At 73.0% G+C, this 1,289-nt stretch carries 1 protein-coding gene; it reads left to right on the top strand.

The window, feature by feature from the left end; all coding sequences use genetic code 11:
- Nucleotides 1-141: 141 nt before the first annotated feature.
- Entirely contained in the window at nucleotides 142-1,254 is a 1,113-nt protein-coding gene (gene hypE / locus ASG00_RS05995; RefSeq protein ID WP_082483107.1) for a hydrogenase expression/formation protein HypE, read from the top strand.
- The last annotated feature ends 35 nt before the right edge of the window (nucleotides 1,255-1,289 follow it).

Raw genomic sequence — 1,289 nt, 5'->3', positions numbered from 1 at the left:
GCGCACGGCCGATGGCCTCGAAGACGTCGACGTGACGATCGTCGGGCAGGTGCTGCCCGGCGACCTCCTCGTCATCCACGCGGGCACCGCGATCGCCCTGGTCGCCGAGCCCGCATCCCTTCCCCCGATCGGAGACCCCCGATGACCGACCAGGCTGCGCCCCCGCGCTCCAAGAACCGGCTCAACGACAGCGAGGACGACGTCCTCGCCCGCATCGAGGCGTTCCGCCGTCGACGGCCCCGTCTCATCGACGAGTTCGTGACCCTCGCCCACGGCGCCGGCGGCAAGGCGTCCGCGGCGCTCGTCGACGCGGTGTTCTTCGAGGCGTTCGGCTCGCCGACACCGTCGGATCCGGGCGATGCGGCCGTGCTCGAGGTGCCCGCCGGGCGTCTCGCGTTCACGACCGACTCGTACGTCGTCAACCCGATCCGCTTCCCGGGCGGCTCGATCGGCGACCTCGCCGTCAACGGCACCGTCAACGACCTCGCGGTCACCGGCGCCGTGCCGCGGTGGATCACAGCCGCGTTCGTGATCGAGGAGGGCCTGTCGATCGATGTGCTGCGGGAGGTCGCCGCCGACATGCGGCGCGCCGCCGACGCGGCGGGCGTCGCGATCGTCGCGGGCGACACGAAGGTGGTGCCGCGGGGAGCCGCCGACAAGGTCTTCATCACCACCGCGGGGGTCGGCCTCATCCCCGAGGGCCGTGAGCTTGGCGCGCACCTCGTCGAGCCCGGCGACGCGATCCTCGTGTCCGGACCCATCGGCTCCCACGGCATGGCGGTCATGCTCGCCCGCGGCACCCTGGCGATCGATGCGCCGGTCGCGAGCGACTCACGAGCAGTGTCCGCTCTGGTCGAGGCGATGATGGATGCCGCGCCCGGCACCAGGTGGATGCGCGACGCCACCCGTGGCGGCCTCGGCACGGTGCTCAACGAGCTCGTGCAGGCGGCCGGTCTCGGCGTGATCGTCGACGACGACGCGGTGCCGGTGGAACCCGCCGCGCGCGGCGCGTGCGACATGCTCGGCATCGACCCGCTCTACGTCGCGAACGAGGGCATGTTCGCCGCGATCGTGCCGGCGGCGCAGGCGGATGCCGCGCTCGCCGCCCTGCGGTCGCTGCCCGGCGGCGCGCAGGCCGCCCGCATCGGCGAGGTCGTCGCCTCGCCGTCCGACATCGTCGCCGTGCGCAATGCGTTCGGCGGCACCCGCATCGTCGACATGCTCGTCGGCGATCCGCTCCCGCGGATCTGCTGACCGGCCGCACGGAAAGAAGGAACCCCCCATGTGTC

This window comes from Microbacterium sp. Leaf351 (assembly GCF_001423825.1).
Taxonomy (GTDB): domain Bacteria; phylum Actinomycetota; class Actinomycetes; order Actinomycetales; family Microbacteriaceae; genus Microbacterium; species Microbacterium ginsengisoli.
The sequence above is the reverse complement of the archived record's forward strand: the minus strand, read 5'-3'. Positions and strand labels throughout refer to the sequence as shown.

Coding starts and splice junctions, on each gene's coding strand:
- hypE (WP_082483107.1), top strand. CDS start 142: ATGACCGACCAGGCTGCGCCCCCGCGCTCCAAGAACCGGCTCAACGAC.